This window comes from Huintestinicola sp. (assembly GCF_050874005.1).
Taxonomy (GTDB): domain Bacteria; phylum Bacillota; class Clostridia; order Oscillospirales; family Ruminococcaceae; genus Huintestinicola.
Genome location: NZ_JBNMJV010000013.1, coordinates 1 through 15,251, shown reverse-complemented (window position 1 = coordinate 15,251; position 15,251 = coordinate 1). Strand labels below are relative to the sequence as shown.

14 protein-coding genes are annotated in these 15,251 nt (G+C 47.3%); 3 read left to right on the top strand and 11 right to left on the bottom strand.

What is annotated here, in order from left to right:
- Nucleotides 1–5: 5 nt before the first annotated feature.
- The 5 genes from ACR0QN_RS06130 to ACR0QN_RS06110 all read right to left on the bottom strand — a co-directional run bounded on the left by ACR0QN_RS06130 (nt 6) and on the right by ACR0QN_RS06110 (nt 5,118).
- Nucleotides 6–344: a hypothetical protein gene (locus ACR0QN_RS06130; protein ID WP_432650316.1), complete on the bottom strand. Its 339-nt coding sequence runs from the start codon at nt 342–344 to the stop codon at nt 6–8.
- 75 nt (nt 345–419) lie between these two features.
- On the bottom strand, nt 420–1,385 hold the full coding sequence (locus ACR0QN_RS06125; RefSeq protein WP_432650315.1) for a carbohydrate ABC transporter permease: 966 nt from the start codon (nt 1,383–1,385) through the stop codon (nt 420–422).
- Between the two features lie 12 nt (nt 1,386–1,397).
- The gene (locus ACR0QN_RS06120; protein WP_432650314.1) at nt 1,398–2,933 is read right to left on the bottom strand and encodes an ABC transporter permease; all 1,536 of its coding nucleotides are present in this window, start codon (nt 2,931–2,933) and stop codon (nt 1,398–1,400) included.
- Nucleotides 2,934–3,235: 302 nt separating this feature from the next.
- A complete protein-coding gene (locus tag ACR0QN_RS06115) occupies nt 3,236–3,391 on the bottom strand; it encodes a hypothetical protein (protein ID WP_432650313.1) in 156 nt (51 codons plus the stop codon).
- Complete coding sequence (locus ACR0QN_RS06110; RefSeq protein ID WP_432650312.1) at nt 3,388–5,118, bottom strand: diguanylate cyclase; 1,731 nt, start codon at nt 5,116–5,118, stop codon at nt 3,388–3,390. Before ACR0QN_RS06110 ends, ACR0QN_RS06115 begins: the two co-directional genes overlap by 4 nt.
- A 215-nt stretch (nt 5,119–5,333) precedes the next feature.
- Between ACR0QN_RS06110 and ACR0QN_RS06105 the strand changes: the two genes are divergently transcribed.
- Nucleotides 5,334–5,792 (top strand): hypothetical protein, encoded by a 459-nt coding sequence (locus tag ACR0QN_RS06105; protein WP_432650311.1) that lies wholly within the window; start codon nt 5,334–5,336, stop codon nt 5,790–5,792.
- 19 nt (nt 5,793–5,811) lie between these two features.
- A complete protein-coding gene (locus ACR0QN_RS06100; RefSeq protein WP_432650310.1) occupies nt 5,812–6,753 on the top strand; it encodes a uridine kinase family protein in 942 nt (313 codons plus the stop codon).
- Between the two features lie 47 nt (nt 6,754–6,800).
- Here ACR0QN_RS06100 and dnaJ read toward each other — a convergent pair whose 3' ends face one another.
- The 6 genes from dnaJ to ACR0QN_RS06070 form a co-directional block, all read right to left on the bottom strand.
- A complete protein-coding gene (dnaJ, locus tag ACR0QN_RS06095) occupies nt 6,801–7,961 on the bottom strand; it encodes a molecular chaperone DnaJ (protein WP_432650309.1) in 1,161 nt (386 codons plus the stop codon).
- Between the two features lie 109 nt (nt 7,962–8,070).
- Nucleotides 8,071–9,909 carry a molecular chaperone DnaK gene (gene dnaK / locus ACR0QN_RS06090; RefSeq protein ID WP_432650308.1) on the bottom strand — a complete coding sequence of 613 codons (1,839 nt, stop codon included), beginning with the start codon at nt 9,907–9,909 and terminating at the stop codon, nt 8,071–8,073.
- A 61-nt stretch (nt 9,910–9,970) separates the two neighbouring features.
- Nucleotides 9,971–10,594 carry a nucleotide exchange factor GrpE gene (grpE, locus tag ACR0QN_RS06085; RefSeq protein ID WP_432650307.1) on the bottom strand — a complete coding sequence of 208 codons (624 nt, stop codon included), beginning with the start codon at nt 10,592–10,594 and terminating at the stop codon, nt 9,971–9,973.
- A gap of 8 nt (nt 10,595–10,602) precedes the next feature.
- On the bottom strand, nt 10,603–11,664 hold the full coding sequence (hrcA, locus tag ACR0QN_RS06080; protein ID WP_432650306.1) for a heat-inducible transcriptional repressor HrcA: 1,062 nt from the start codon (nt 11,662–11,664) through the stop codon (nt 10,603–10,605).
- A 280-nt stretch (nt 11,665–11,944) separates the two neighbouring features.
- Complete coding sequence (locus ACR0QN_RS06075; RefSeq protein WP_432650305.1) at nt 11,945–12,355, bottom strand: hypothetical protein; 411 nt, start codon at nt 12,353–12,355, stop codon at nt 11,945–11,947.
- 53 nt (nt 12,356–12,408) lie between these two features.
- On the bottom strand, nt 12,409–13,623 hold the full coding sequence (locus ACR0QN_RS06070) for a cation:proton antiporter (protein ID WP_432650304.1): 1,215 nt from the start codon (nt 13,621–13,623) through the stop codon (nt 12,409–12,411).
- Between the two features lie 422 nt (nt 13,624–14,045).
- On the opposite strand from ACR0QN_RS06070, the gene ACR0QN_RS06065 reads away from it, so the two are divergent.
- The gene (locus ACR0QN_RS06065) at nt 14,046–15,173 is read left to right on the top strand and encodes a LacI family DNA-binding transcriptional regulator (protein WP_432650303.1); all 1,128 of its coding nucleotides are present in this window, start codon (nt 14,046–14,048) and stop codon (nt 15,171–15,173) included.
- Nucleotides 15,174–15,251 lie beyond the last annotated feature (78 nt).

Here is a 15,251-nt window from a genome sequence, read left to right as displayed (position 1 = left end):
AACTGTTACCTCACAGTTGAACTTGTCCTTGAGTATCTTGCCGAACCAGCCTGTGAGCTTGCCCGAATAGTTTGCGGTCTGGCTGTAAATTGTAAGGGGATAGTCTCCTCGCCGTAAAGCTCCGCAAAGTTCTCAGTTGCAGTATTCTGAACGGAGCCGCCTTCTTCGGAAGCTGCCTCGCTGCTGTCGTCTCCGCCCTCGCCTGCAGTCTCGCCGCCTGCTGCAGAGGTATCTCCGCCGCTTGTTGAAGCGTTATCGCTTCCCGTTGTTCCGCCGCAGCCTGCAAAAGCTGTCAGAGAAAGGGATAGAGCCAGCAGAGCCGCTGTGATCTTTTTGATTTTCATAGTTCTCGATCCTTTCGTGAATTTTAATTGCGTTTGATTTTTTAAAGCGGATTTTTCCGCCGTATGTAAATGCTGTCAGCCCTTAACGGCTCCGAGCATTATACCCTTTTCAAAATATTTCTGCATAAAGGGATATACCAGAAGAATGGGTATGATCGTCACCATTGAAATGGTGTACTGACTGGTCTTGGTGCTTGCCGCATTTGCAAGCGCCGTAGTGTCCGAGCTTGAAGCGCCGTTTACCAGCGCAGCAAGGTTCGAGGACGAATTAAGGTAAACATAAAGCCTGTGCTGCATTGTGTACAGCTCGGGAGAGTTTGCATTGTAGATAAGGGAATCCTGGAAGGAGTTCCAATGGCCTACCGCTCCGAAAATGGTGATGGTGGCAAGAATAGGCTTGCTCAGAGGAAAAATTATTCTTCTGAATATGGTCCAGTAGCCTGCTCCGTCAATAAATGCGCTCTCCTCTATCTCGTGGGGGATAGATTCGATGTAGGTCTTTACAAGAATGATATTGTAGGGAGATACGATACAGGGAATGATATAAACCCAGAATGAATCGGTAAGTCCCAGCATTGACAGATTAAGGTAAAGAGGAATGAGACCTGCATTAAAGTACATAGTGATAACGATTGCACGATACCATATTTTTTTCTGCCAGAGCTGATCTTTTGTCATCAGATAGCCTGCAAGCGCAGAAGCGAAAACCGACAGCGCAGTACCGATAACAGTTCTAAGCAGAGTGATAAGGAAGGAATTCCAGAGGTCTCCCACATTTCCCATAGCAATATAATTGCTGAGAGTGATGCCCTTGGGGAGAAGTGTTACCGCTCCTGTGCGGACGTACTCGTTTGCGGAAATGGTGTTGATGAAAATGTAGTAAAAGGGGAAAATGCAGCTTAGCGTAAATAACCCGAAGAACAGGTAATTTAAAATATTGAAAATTATATCGCCCGGCTCAAATTTCTTTTTTGATTCTCTCGAAACGAACCGTGCTGTAAGACCGTTTTGTTTCTGTCCGCCGAAATCAAGATTATCCATAGCCCTTACTCCTTAAACAATACTTTCGCCACGGATAAGCTTGGAAATTCCGTTTGCGGCAAAAAGAAGAATAACGCTGATGACCGATTTTACCATACCGATAACCGTTGAGAGAGGTATGAGACCGTTTCCTATACCTAGGTTGTAAACGTAAAGGTCAAGGACTTCAATGGCATTTTTGTTAACGGGGTTGGAGAATACCAGATACTGATCCATTCCGTTTGTCAGGATATTCGCCACCGACATAAGCAGCAGCACCATATATGTGGGGATAAGTTCGGGAATGGTGATGTACCACATTTTGGCAAATCTTCCTGCGCCGTCCACGGTAGCTGCTTCATACAGCCCCTGGTCAATTCCCGAAATGGCAGCCATATAGATGATGGCGTTCCAGCCTAAGCTTTTCCACAAGCCCCAGGCAAGCATTTTGAGCCACATATGACTTGAGGACATAAGATAGTTGGTATCGGTGGGATTTCCGAGGCTTGTGAGCATAGTATTCACAAATCCGTCGGTGGAGAAGATAGCAAGGGCAATTGCGTAAACCAGTACCCAGCTTATGAAATTTGGTATGGTGGTAAAGGTCTGAACAAATCGGCGGAAGCGATTGTTCTTTATTTCCGAAAGAAGCACCGCAAACATCATAGGCACCCAGCTTGTAAGGATACCCATTCCACTCATTGCGAGAGTGTTTTTGATAACTCTCAGAATGTCCTTTTTGGTTGCGCTGTTCTGAAAGAGCTGAGTGAACCATTTGAAGCCCACAAAGCTTTCAGCGGTAAGGCTCTCGCCTGCCTTGTAGTCATAGAAAGCATATCTCCAGCCGAACAGGGGAAGATACGAGAAAAGGAATGTGAGAAGAAGTATGGGCAGAAGCATAAGGAACAAGCTGTACTTGTCCTCGATCTCGTATTTATCACCCTTTTCGGTCTGAGGAAGCCGCATAAGAGTTACTGCCGAAAGCGCAGCCACGGCAATGGAAGCGATTACATAAAAAGCGAAAGAACCGGGTAAAGCCGGCTGTATCTTATCAGGATTTGAGGTGCCGCTCACCATCTGATAGGCGGCATAGACACCTATCATCGAAAGGACTCCTCCTGCACCGCCTCCCGCAGAAAGCTTCAGCGCAAGCCGCTTCAGCTTGTTGTTTCCCAGAGACATACAGCCGCCTGCAACGGTAACTGCGGCGGAAATTATGTAGATAAGGCAGGAAGCAAAGAGAAATCTGAATGTACCCTCGCTTACCCAGCCTTTCATAAATGCACGTCCGAAGCTCTGAACAAGGGAATCATAGGAGATACCGCAGGTAAAGAGAGAAAGATTTTTGCCTATCATAGCGCTGATGCGGGCAGGATTAAATGCAGGGAAGAACATTACTGCGGCGTTTATGATAATAATTATCCTCAGAACAATAAGAAGTATGCCGTTTATCTTTTCGTCTCTGCTTTTTTCGGGAGAGGTTTTCGCCTCTCTGAACCCGAGACCCGATAAAAGCTTTTCTCCCGACGCATTTTTACTGCTGCGGAGAGATGGGATATTCAGCGCCACAATATCAGCTCCTAATATTTATATTACAACGTTTATTGTGCAGTCGATATTGACTTTTGAATATCAACTTTATTTCAACGATATTTATATTAACATATATCGAAAAATAAATCAATACCATTCAGCTATTTTTATGCAGTTAAACAATATTTTTTATTCTATATTGTGTAATTTGAACATTTATTTATCAACAAATATATTGTGATATGAATATTTCGCCCCAAAATATCATAATACAAAAATATTCATATAACAAAAAATACCCCGGGCAGCCTGCCCGAAGTATCATACAACGCATCATATTAACTTTTTCGTCTGTTTGGTCTGCCTATCTTCATTATGTACATTCTGTCGTCCGACCGCTTGAGAGAATATTCAAAGTCAAATTCCGAAGCTTTGACGGTAAAAACGACCACGCTTGCCGACACCTTAAAGGGCTTGCCCGAGGTTTTGTTCACGCCGTCAAGATACTTTTTATGCTGTCTGTAAATATCCGCTCCGCATTTTCATTTTCCGTAACGGCGCATACAACAAGCTCGTCGCCGCCGAAACGCCCGCATATCTTTCTGTCAAAAGGAAGGCTGTTCACCGCCGCCGACACCGCAGTTATGGCAAAGTCGCCGTCCTCGCGACCGAATTTGTCATTGATATTTTTCAGCCCGTCGATATCCACCGTGGCAACGGAAATATGATCGTTCTCCCCCGCTTCGCCGGAAATTCCCGGCAGCGCCTTGTAAAATCCCTTGCGGTTGCACAGTCCCGTCATAAAATCATACTTTGACATATTTTCAACGTTTTCGGCGGTGCGCTTTAAAAATCTCACAAGCCTGTAATTGCCGATAGCAGTATTCAGAGATGTGACATACTGAAGTATCTTGCAGTAATTTTCGATATCCACCTCAAAGCTGAAGCACACAAATCCCATAGGTATACCGAGGAAACTGAGCGCCGCAAAAACAAGAGGATCGCCCTTCTGCAGAAGCCGGTCCAAACCCGGAACAATGTCTTTTCTCTGCAAAGGAAACGGAAAAGAGGACGAATCCGAACCTGCATTAAACAGCACCTGCATTACCTCGTCAAAGGAACATTTTCTGCAGTTCACCGCAGGATTAACTGCCATATCAAAGCAGTCGTTATTCAGAACTATGCAGAGATCATAAAAATTAAAGCCTTTAAGATACTCCGAAAACGCCTCGGGAGAGTCCGAGCCTATCATAGTCTGGGAAATATCGTTCAAAGTGCGCTCATCGTCCTGATATCTGACAAATCTGTCCTCCGCATTTTTAAGCCTGTCGCCCATATTAAAGAACGGCGGATCAAAATTACAGCCGCAGGAGCGGTAGATATTCACCTCAAAATCAATGTCATAAACGCCTGCACATTTTTCCCCGCCCATTATTCTGTCAATTACGCCAATGATCTTTTCAGCCGCAATTGGGAAGCTGCACTTGCAGGTGGTTATGGGCGGAACACAGCTCACAGCGCTCCATGTGCCGTCAAATCCCGTAACTATCACGTCCTCGGGGACGGAGTACCCGTATTTTTTAAGCTCCTTGCAGACAGTAATAGCCATCATATCGTTGGCGCATATAACAGCCTCGGGGATATCCCCCGACTCAATTATGCTCTGCACCGCCGCCTGAGATGGTCCCCACCAGTAATCGCCGTAATAAAGCCTGTCGGGTCTGTATGTGATACCATTATCCGCAAGGACTTTTTTGTATGCGGCAATACGCTGCTCGGAGCAGTCCTCGTCCTTTCGTCCCGCAATAAAGCAGGTGTTTGAAGCGCCGTGGTGCTCAACAACGTGACGAACGACCTGTTCAAAGCCTTTGGCATAATCAAAAACAAAGCTGGCGCAGCCTTCTCTGACAGCTCCCACCGACACTGCGGGAACACCGTGAGCTGCAGCAGCAGCGGCAATGCAGTCCGCCACGGATTTGTCCTGAAAAGCCTCGTCAAATATCACAACAGCGTCTGTGACATCATAGTCAATAAGCTCAAAAACGGTCTTGTCCCCGTCCTCGCTTCTGGTTTTCCAATAAAGATCGGAACAGGTCTGATATATAAAGAGTCTGAATCCGCTGTTCACGGCAGCCTTGTTCAGAGACTCCATAAACTCGAAATTTCGTTCATCGCCCGCCTTTGAGATACACAGCGATATAATTTTATAGCCATTATACATAAGCGGTCCCTTTCGACAATTATATTTAGTTTATTTTACCATATTTTTGAATAAATATCAATAATAATTTTGGCCAAATTTTATTTGTAAATTTTTATATGAAAAACCGTTTTTTTCATATATACCACTTGACCAGGCGTAAACAACGTGATAAAATAAATTAAATGTTAATAAATCTTATATTGATATATTTCCGAAAGGACGGTCATAATAATATGAACAGCGAACCGATCTTGGATTTCAGCGCTCTGAACAAGCTGGCAGAGCAGAAAAATTTGTCCTTAAACGCACAGAAATTCATATATCTTATCTGGCTGGGGCTCACCCCTGCCGAGATAAGCTCCGCAAATTACAATACCGCAATGAGGACGGTTGAATGGGGCGACAGAACTTTATTCGTAAAAGAGAACAAAATGGCAGAATGTCTTGCAGCAGACGGCGGCAGACTTCTTGACAAGGGCAGCATATCCTCCGCAGAAACTGAGCTTGAAAAAGTCAGCATATCCGCCGACCTTATCTACAAAACGGGATTTTTCAATATGCGCTTTGAGCAGTCCGAGCTTGGTCAGCCCGAGGACATTGTCCGCATCAAGGAAATGAGCCGTCATATCGGCATCAGCGCAGATGAGCTTGACAAGGAATACAAGCTTTACTGCAGCAAAAGAAAAGCTTAGCAGAAAGGGCGAAATAAATATGGTAAAATTCGCAGCGGTATCTTCAATAAACAGGGAAGCGAAAAAACCCGAAAGCTTTATAAAACTTTCCGAGGACAATTATTCCGCATATATCGCAGAAGCGGCTCAGAGAGCGATACTCTCCGAAAAGCCCTTGATCCTGCTGTCGGGTCCCTCGGGCTCGGGAAAGACCTCTGCGGCGCTGAGACTTGAAAAATGCCTGAAAGAGCAGGGACGTGCGGCGCATACCCTGTCTATGGATAACTATTTTCTCCCAATCGACGAGGAGAGCGCAAAAGAGCTTCCCCGTGACGAGGACGGAAATATCGACCTTGAGTCCCCTCTGAGACTTGATATTCCCCTATTTTCGGAGCACCTGCGCAAGCTGGCGGCAGGCGAGGAGTTCGATATGCCCCGCTTTGATTTTTCTACTCAGTCCCGAAGCGGCACTGTTAAGATGTCCCGAAAGAATAACGAGATAATCATAATCGAGGGCATACACGCCTTAAACCCCACCGTAACGGGAGATACCCACAAATTCGCTATGTGTATGTACGTTTCCGTCCGCACAAGACTGAAAGCCGCCGACGGAACAATGCTCCACCCCAGACACATAAGGCTTATGCGCCGTCTCTGCCGTGACAAGCTTTTCAGAAAGAGGCAGTATGAGGAAAGCTTCAGAATGTTTGCCAGCGTTTCACGGGGCGAAGACCTGTACATCACCCCTTACAAGTCACGTGCAGATTTTGACATCGACACCTTTATCGCCTATGAAGCATCGGTTTACAAAAACTTCCTCCTTGAAGGGCTGACTGCGCAGAAGGATAAGGAGCTGGCAAAGTTCCCCGCCTGCGAAGAGATACTGAAATTCTTAGGCGAGCTTGACCCCGTTGCTCCCGAATATGTTCCCACCGCTTCTATGATACGAGAATTCATAGGCGGCAGCGAACTTAATTACTGATAATAACAAAGCGTCCGCTTCTGAAAACCGAAGCGGACGCTTTTTCATTATATATCGCTTTTAAGTATATCCTTTACCTTGTCAAAGAAGCTTTTCCGCTTGTTGTAATTGCCTTCGCCCAGACTTTCCTCAAACTTTTTCAGAAGCTCCTTCTGATTTCTGTTAAGATTTTTGGGGACTTCCACATTAACGGTAACGAACTGATCTCCTCTGTCGGAGCGGTTGAGCCGCTTAACGCCCTTGCCTCTTATCCTGAATACAGTACCCGACTGAGTGCCCTCGGCAATGGTTATCTTGCCCTTGCCGTCAATGCAGGGTATCTCGATCTCATCGCCTAAAACTGCCTGAGTAAAGGTGATAGGCACCTCTGTGCGGATATCGTAACCGTCTCTCTCGAAAATGGGGTCGGGACGAACCTGGATAGTAACGTGGAGATCGCCGTTGGGACCGCCGTTTGCACCGCTGTGACCCTGACCTCTTACCTGAAGTGTCTGACCGTCGTCAATACCCGCAGGAATTGAAACATTAACAGTCTTTGTAACAGAAACTCTGCCCGAACCGTGACACTTGGAGCAGGGATTTGTGATGACCTTGCCCTTTCCGCCGCAGCGTGTGCAGGGGCGCTGAGAAGATATCATACCCAGCGGAGTGCGCTGAGCGGTCTTGACATAACCCGTACCACGGCACTCGGAACAGGTCTCGGCGGAAGAACCTGCCGCTGCGCCCGTACCGCCGCAGTCGGGACAGCTTTCCGTTCTGTTGACCTTGATATCCACCTTTTTGCCGTTGCAGGCGTCCATAAAGTCAATGGTCGCATAGGTCTGGATATCCTGACCTCTCCTTGCAGCATTGGGATTTGAAGATCTGCCGCCGAAGCTGCTGCCGCCGAAGAATGAGCTGAAAATATCGCCGATATCGCCCATATCTCCGAAACCGCCGAAGCCGCTGAAGCCGCCTCCTCCGCCTGCGCCGTAACTCGGGTCAACGCCTGCAAAGCCAAACTGATCGTACTTAGCCTTTTTATCGGGGTCGGAGAGACATTCGTATGCCTCGTTGACCTCCTTCATTTTCTCCTCGCACTCCTTGTCGTCGGGGTGGAGGTCGGGGTGGTATTTTTTAACGCAGGCACGGTATGCCTTTTTTATTTCATCGTCCGAAGCGCCCTTTGAAAGCCCCAGCACCTCGTAATAATCTCTCTTGTCAGCCATAAATATGACCATCCTTTCCGGAGAACGTTCAGATAAACTGTCCTCTTAAAACCGACAACAAGGGCGGAGAAAATGTCCGCCCTTTGCCGCAAAATAATTATGCCGTAAATTATGACTCTGTGAACTCTGCGTCAACGAAGCCGTCGTCATTGCCACCGTTTGAAGCGCCGCCGTTATCCTGAGGAGCCTCGCCCTGTGCAGCCTGCTGTGCTGCGCCTGCAGCCTGATATACCTTGGAAGAAAGGTCGTAAACAGCCTTCTGGAGTTCGTCGGTCTTAGCCTTCATTTCGGAGGTGTTGCCGCTCTCGATAGCCTTCTTGAGTTCATCTATCTTAGCCTGTATAGGAGCCTTATCGGACTCGCTTACCTTGTCGCCGAAATCGGTGAGAGCCTTTTCGCTCTGGAATACGAGAGACTCAGCCTGGTTCTTGATGTCCACCTCTTCCTTGCGCTTCTTGTCCTCTTCAGCATATCTCTCAGCTTCCTCAACAGCCTTGTCGATATCTTCCTTGGACATATTGGAGGAGGACTGAATGGTGATGTTCTGCTCCTTGCCGGTGCCCAGATCCTTTGCGGAAACGTGAACGATACCGTTGGAGTCGATGTCGAAGGTTACCTCGATCTGAGGGATACCTCTGGGAGCAGGAGCGATGCCGTCGAGACGGAACATACCAAGCTGCTTGTTGTCCTTAGCAAATTCTCTCTCGCCCTGGAGAACGTTGATATCAACAGCGGTCTGATTATCGGCAGCGGTGGAGAATACCATTGTGTGCTTGATAGGAATAGCCTTGTTTCTCTCGATCATCTTTGTGCATACGCCGCCCATTGTCTCGATGCCGAGGGAAAGAGGAGTAACATCACGGAGAACCATTCCGGTAACATCACCTGTGAATACACCGCCCTGGAGAGCAGCGCCGAGAGCTACGCACTCATCGGGGTTGATGCCCTTGAAGGGTTCTGTGTGCATAAAGTTCTTAACAGCTTCCTGAACAGCAGGGATTCTTGAAGAACCGCCCACCATAAGCACCTTGTTGATGTCGGAGGGCTTGAGGCCTGCATCGGCAAGAGCCTGCTTAACGGGGCCCATTGTGGACTCAACGAGGTCGTGAGTCAGCTCGTCGAACTTAGCCTTTGTAAGAGTAAGCTCGAGGTGCTTGGGACCTGTAGCGTCAGCTGTGATATAGGGGAGGTTTATCATAGAGGAGGGAGTGGAAGAAAGCTCTATCTTGGACTTTTCTGCTGCCTCTTTAAGTCTCTGCATAGCCATCTTGTCGCCGGAAAGGTCAATTCCGTCAGAAGCCTTGAAGGACTCGATCATCCAGTTGATGATACGCTGGTCGAAATCATCGCCGCCCAGGTGGTTGTTTCCGGCAGTTGCCTTAACTTCCTGAACGCCGTCGCCCATTTCGATGATGGATACATCGAATGTACCGCCGCCCAGGTCGTAAACCATAACGGTCTGATCCTGTTCCTTGTCGATGCCGTAGGAAAGAGCTGCAGCAGTAGGCTCGTTGATAATTCTCTTGACATTGAGACCTGCGATCTGTCCTGCGTCCTTTGTAGCCTGACGCTGAGCATCGGTGAAGTATGCGGGAACGGTGATAACAGCCTCTGTAACAGGCTCGCCAAGATATGCCTCAGCGTCTGCCTTCAGCTTCTGGAGTATCATAGCGGAAATTTCCTGAGGAGTGTACTTCTTGTCGCCGATTGTTACCTTGTAGTCGGAGCCCATATGTCTCTTGATAGAAGAAACAGTTCTCTCGGCGTTTGTAACAGCCTGACGCTTAGCTACCTGACCTACAAGTCTCTCGCCTGTCTTTGTGAAGCCTACAACGGAAGGAGTAGTTCTTGCACCTTCGGAGTTTGGGATTACGACTGCGCTGCCGCCTTCCATAACAGCTACGCAGGAGTTAGTTGTACCAAGGTCGATACCAATGATCTTTGACATAAAAATTCTTCCTTTCAAAAAGTGGATTTTTCTTTTTTATTTTTCCTGATATGGGATAATTTTACGGATTAGCCACCGTCACCATTGCGTGGCGGATAACCTTTTTGCCTAAAGTGTAGCCCTTCCGGAGAACTGCCGCAACGGTGTTCTCGCCTAAATTTTCGTCCTCACAGCTGCTTACCGCATTGTGAAGATTGGGGTCAAAGGGCTGACCCACAGCGTTTATCTCCGAAACGCCCAGCTTTTCAAGAATGGTAAGATACTGCTTGAATATCATATCAATGCCCTTCTTGAAATTCTCATCGGAACATTCGGCAGACGCCGCTCTTTCAAAGTTGTCGATAACTCCGAGGACTTCGGTAACGGTCTTCATAAGAGCGTTGTCGTAAGCGTCCTGCTTTTCCTTGAGGGAACGTGTGCGGTAGTTGTAATACTCAGCGTCAAGGCGGAGATATTTTTCCTTTTCGTCCGCAAGCTCTTTTTTCAGGCTTTCTACCTCTGCAGCAAGCTTTTCCTCGGCAGTAGGCTCGGGAGCAGCTTCCTCCGCAGGCTTTTCTGCGGTATCGGCGGTGTCCTTGACCTCAGCAGCTGTTTCCTCTGCCGCAGGCGCTTCCTGCTCAGCAGCCGTTTCCTGTTCTGCAGGGACCTCCTCGTTATCGGTCTGCTTTTCTTTTTCTTCTGCCATTTTGTATATCATCCTTTCTGTCCGTCGTCCTTCGTTTCCAGCGCAGGGGGAAAGCTCTCGGAGTCCTCCGAAAGCAGCTCGCTTATCCTGTCGGTCATATACTCGATGTAAGGTATCACCTTCGCATAATCAAGCCTCAGAGGACCGATAAGTCCCAGCGAACCCGCTGTCCGCTTGCCCTTTTTAATGGGGGAAACGATCATACTCGAATTGCCGATAACGAAGCCGCCGTCCTCTCCGAACAGGACCTTCAGCTCGCTGAAGCTGTCGTCAAGGAGCTTTGAAAACTCGTTTTTCTGTTCAAAGAATTTGATAACGTCGTCCGCCTCGATATCGTTTCGCTTCAGAAGGTTCTTTTCGCCGCTGACGTGAACATCGCTCTGCATAAAGCCCTTCGCAAGCTCTCTTATCCCTTTCATAAGGGGGGAAAGAGTGACGGTATATGCACCCATCGCCTCGGCAAGGCGTTCCAGCGTTTCGTCCGAAAGGCTGTCAACGCTCATACCGCTGAGGTTTTTGGTCATATATTCATTGAAAAATGCAAGCTGCTCGTGAGTAAGGTCAAGCTCCAGCCTGCAGACCTTGTTCTGAATGCTGCCCGACGAGGTTATCATCAGAAGCACATACATATGCTTTCCCGTGGGAACAGCGTCGACCTTTGCAATTACCGAAAACTGAGGAGCGCAGTTTGAAACTACAGCCGCACAGTCGGTTATCTCCGCAAGTGCCCTTGTGGCATTGTCTATCAGAGCTTCCTCTGAGGAATAATCATCTCCGAGAGCATTGTCGAGCATAGCCTTTTCATCGTCCGTAAGCGACCTTCTGGGCATAAGCGTTTCAATGTAAAGCTTATAGCCGCTGTAGGTGGGGATACGCCCTGCGGAGGTGTGAGGCTGCTCTAAGAAGCCCAGCTGCTCGAGCATTGCCATATCATTTCTGATAGTGGCGGAGGAAACCCGGATATCGGGGAGAGCGGCGATGGCTTTTGAGCCTACAGGCTCTCCTGTACGGATATATTCGTCAACAACTGCCGCCAGTATTCTGAGCTTTCTGTCGTCCAACAGGATCATCACCCTCTTACTTTAGCACTTTAAATGTCATTCTGTTAGCACTCATTCTTCTCGAGTGCTAATTATATTATACACCATTTTTCCGACTTGTCAAGGGGTTTTGAAAAAAAATTTAGCAAATTCACTCTGAGAGTGCTAAATTTACTTGCCTGACAGCGTTCGGAAGAGCATTTATCATATAATTCTGCCCATTTTTAATAGATTTTCACAGGCGAAGCCTTTTTATCAAAAAGGAAAGGACAAAAATTATAAGCCTCTCCGACTCCCGGAAACGGCAGTTTTACTGCGGAAGGGTCTCCGGAAAGATCTCCCAGAAAAACTTCCGTGCCGACTGAGGAAAATCATCGAGAATGCCGTGTTCCGGGTCGTAAAAGATCCCGTCTGCATACAGCGACCAATGCCAGCAGCGGGGAGTTTCAAGGCTGAGAAGGGCACAGGGAGGAAGATCGGCTTTTGTCTGCGCCTGTCTGCGCTCCGGCGAGAATTTTACGCCGTGTTCCGTGAGGACTCGCTTCATTTCCCGAAGGTCGGTCTCACGGTCATTTTCCAGATACTTGCAGATGTATCCTGCAGTCGTTCCCAGCAGCATTGCCAGAACAGCCTGACCGCATTGCAGGTCGGTGGGTTCGTGAATATAATCAATGTTCATCTTTATAATGCTCCCGTTTCGGTTATCATATGTATCTTTCATAAAAAACGACTGCCGCACAAAGCAAATGTGCAGCAGCCGGAAATTTCAGATCATCACTTAGCGGCAGGTACAGGCTCATTTTCGGGAGAATTGCTGTCCTCGCCATTCTTGTCCTTGAATACTACTTTAAGCAGAACGGGTGTGAGGATAGTTGTGAGCACCACCATAATAACAATAGGTGCAAAGAACTTGTCGCTCATAAGTCCCACAGCCTCGCCCTTGTTTGCAACGATAAGTGCGACCTCACCACGGGAGACCATTCCCACGCCTATCTGCAAAGCTTCCTTGTTGCTGTACTTGCATATCTTTGCGCCAAGGCCGCAGCCGATTATCTTTGTGAGGATAGCCACAAGAGTGATAAGGAGGGTAAAGAGGATTATCTCCATATTCATCTCGGGAAGAACGACCTTGAGACCTATGCTTGCAAAGAAAATAGGCGAAAGGAGCAGATAGGAAAGGGTATCAAAACGCTTGTTTATGTAATCTGCCTTCTTTGTGCCCGAAATAGCAAGACCTGCGAAGAATGCGCCTGTGATGTCCGCAACTCCGAAAAATTCCTCGGCGCAGTAGGAAAGGATAAGGCAGAACGCAAAGCTTATTACAACGTATCTTCTGAGCTTTACGGGGCTGTTGTCCGTCCACTTCTTGAACAGGTAGTGATATCCCACTGCAGCCACAAAGGTGAATACAAAGAAGCCCAGTATCTTTAAAAGCACCGTGCCTATCTTGACGGAGGGGTCAGCCATACTGATGACCAGCGTAAGTGCGATAATGCCTAAGATATCGTCGATAATAGCGGCTCCGAGGATCGCATTTCCCGCAGGAGTTGAAAGCTTGCCCATCTCCTTGAGGGTCTCGACGGTGATGCTTACGGAGGTGGCGGTAAGGATAATGCCTATGAAAATATTCTGGAGCAATTTGTTGCCGTCAACGGAGTCGTTGAAGAAATATGCCACAGCCGCACCGCCTGCAAGAGGCACCAGCACGCCGATAAGAGCGATGAGGAATGAAGCCTTGCCCGAGCGTTTAAGCTCCTTGATATCAGTCTCAAAGCCTGCTGCAAACATCAGCACGATAACGCCCACCTCGGAAAGACAGCTGAGCATTTCCGTTGAGTGGATAAGTCCCAGACAGGCAGGGCCAAGAATAACGCCTGCCAGCAAAGCGCCCACCACCTGAGGGAGCTTTATCTTTTTAGAAAAAAGTCCCAGCACCTTGGTGCTGATAAGAATAAGAGCTATCGAAAGCAGGTACGAATAATCTTCCATAAAAATCGTCCTCTCTTAAATTATTCAGATGCGAAAATCACTTATTTTTTTACCAGTCTGAATTATAACATAATATTTGTGAATATTCAACATTTATTTTATAAACCTGAAAATTCTCATTTTTTGTAAAAACTTGATATATAATTAACGATCCAATTGTGTAAAAAGACTGAAATTCAGAGGAATATTTCGTGACAGACAGGTGAAATGATAACGCTAATGTTATAATATGATAACAGTCTTATGGGGAGCGAAGCCAATATCCAAGAAAGATAAATAGTTTGTGTGGAATTTATTAAATATATTACAAATATTAACATTCGGTTCACAGCTATAAGATATAATATAAGGTATATAAATATATAGAGCAGGCAGCCTGTGAAAGTCGCCTGAAAGAACAACTTTATTTCAAGGAGAAAACAATGGGAAAGCGTAAAGTTATCGGCGTATTACTCTCTGAACCCGAGTCCATATATCAGCAGCGCCTGCTCAAGGGTATCTTTATGCAGTGCAGAGAATACGGCTATGACGCTGCCGTATTTGCGTCTCTCTCAAAGCCGGGAATGTTTTACAAAGATTACCAGGAAGGTGAGACAAATATTTTCGAGCTGATAAACTTCGACCTTGTAGACGGAGTTATCGTTCCTCCCATAACCCTTTCGGGCGATCCCGAGGTCCAGGAGCACGTTCTCCGCAAGCTGCAGAAGGAGTGCAGAAAGCCCGTAGTGTCTCTCGACCTGCCATACGGAGATTATCCCGTGGTATATACCGATGACCGCAGCGCATTTGCGTCCATAACCGCCCATATAATCGACGTCCACGAGTGCAGGAATATCTATTTTCTTACAGGCACAATGGGCTTTACCGTGTCCGAGCAGCGCCTTGCAGGATATACGGATATGATGAAAAAGCGTGATATCCCCGTGGACGACAGTATGATATTTTACGGAGATTTCTGGTACTCGGGAGGAGAGGCTCTTGCAGATAAGATAATCTCGGGAGAAGTGCCTATGCCCGAGGCTGTGGTTTGCGCCAGCGACCATATGGCAATAGGCCTTGCAAACCGCCTTGTCGAAAATGGCATTAAGGTTCCTGAGCAGATCATAGTCACAGGCTATGACGGCACCGCCGAAGCGGTCCTCAACGACATAACCATAACCACCTGCATACCCGATATCGGCAGCGCCGCCGCAGAGACGGTAAACGTTCTCAGAAAGCAAATCGATCCTGACTGCGAGGTAAAGCCCGTACCTTCTCATAAGGATAAGGGCCTTCGTATCTGTTCAAGCTGCGGCTGCCCCGAAAATATGGCATACATAAAGCATTGCCTTAACGACTCCCTTTTCCGCACTAACCATAACTACGGCGATAAGTCCATAGAAGAACGTGTGGATATAAATATGCTCCTTGAGAGCTATATGTTTGAAAATTTTGCAGGCTCGGTGGATATCGAGGACTGCCTTGACAAGATATACGACTCGGATTATCTTATGGTAACATCTAAAAACCCCTGTACAAAAAAGAAAAAAAGTGGTAAAATAGAGATATGAAAATAAGACAGATAGGGTTCTTTGATGAGGAGAACCGATACAAGAAATTAACAGAATTAGGCGATCCGCTGGAGAAAC

What these genes read in the sequence shown, in the direction of transcription:
- ACR0QN_RS06130 (WP_432650316.1), bottom strand. Translation starts at nt 344, where the DNA reads ATGAAAATCAAAAAGATCACAGCGGCTCTGCTGGCTCTATCCCTTTCT.
- ACR0QN_RS06125 (WP_432650315.1), bottom strand. Translation starts at nt 1,385, where the DNA reads ATGGATAATCTTGATTTCGGCGGACAGAAACAAAACGGTCTTACAGCA.
- ACR0QN_RS06110 (WP_432650312.1), bottom strand. Translation starts at nt 5,118, where the DNA reads ATGTATAATGGCTATAAAATTATATCGCTGTGTATCTCAAAGGCGGGC.
- ACR0QN_RS06105 (WP_432650311.1), top strand. Translation starts at nt 5,334, where the DNA reads ATGAACAGCGAACCGATCTTGGATTTCAGCGCTCTGAACAAGCTGGCA.
- ACR0QN_RS06100 (WP_432650310.1), top strand. Translation starts at nt 5,812, where the DNA reads ATGGTAAAATTCGCAGCGGTATCTTCAATAAACAGGGAAGCGAAAAAA.
- dnaJ (WP_432650309.1), bottom strand. Translation starts at nt 7,961, where the DNA reads ATGGCTGACAAGAGAGATTATTACGAGGTGCTGGGGCTTTCAAAGGGC.
- dnaK (WP_432650308.1), bottom strand. Translation starts at nt 9,909, where the DNA reads ATGTCAAAGATCATTGGTATCGACCTTGGTACAACTAACTCCTGCGTA.
- grpE (WP_432650307.1), bottom strand. Translation starts at nt 10,594, where the DNA reads ATGGCAGAAGAAAAAGAAAAGCAGACCGATAACGAGGAGGTCCCTGCA.
- hrcA (WP_432650306.1), bottom strand. Translation starts at nt 11,664, where the DNA reads ATGATCCTGTTGGACGACAGAAAGCTCAGAATACTGGCGGCAGTTGTT.
- ACR0QN_RS06075 (WP_432650305.1), bottom strand. Translation starts at nt 12,355, where the DNA reads ATGAAAGATACATATGATAACCGAAACGGGAGCATTATAAAGATGAAC.
- ACR0QN_RS06070 (WP_432650304.1), bottom strand. Translation starts at nt 13,623, where the DNA reads ATGGAAGATTATTCGTACCTGCTTTCGATAGCTCTTATTCTTATCAGC.
- ACR0QN_RS06065 (WP_432650303.1), top strand. Translation starts at nt 14,046, where the DNA reads ATGGGAAAGCGTAAAGTTATCGGCGTATTACTCTCTGAACCCGAGTCC.